Annotated in this window: 1 pseudogene; it reads right to left on the bottom strand. The window is 53.8% G+C overall.

The features are described from left to right. Window positions 1-210 (bottom strand): annotated as a pseudogene (locus tag MFF40_RS28740) (alpha-amylase); the annotation flags it as partial.

The raw sequence follows: 210 nt of genomic DNA, 5'->3' as shown, positions 1-210 counted from the left end.
ATTGGCATATCTATCGGATAGGTTTGCCCGTCACCACCGACATCTTCGTAATGCGCACCGTAGAGGTCCGGATAGAATACCGAAGGAACGCCATTTTCCCGCAACAAAATTAAGGCATACGCCAGCGGTTTAAACCACGGTTCGACCGGCGCTTCGAGGGCTTGCAACGGTTGGGTGTCGTGATTGGCAACGAGCGTCACGGCGTGGAAA

The sequence above is a fragment of the Methylobacterium mesophilicum genome, assembly GCF_022179445.1.
GTDB classification, from domain to species: Bacteria; Pseudomonadota; Alphaproteobacteria; order Rhizobiales; family Beijerinckiaceae; genus Methylobacterium; species Methylobacterium mesophilicum.
This window is presented reverse-complemented; position numbering and strand designations above follow the sequence as displayed.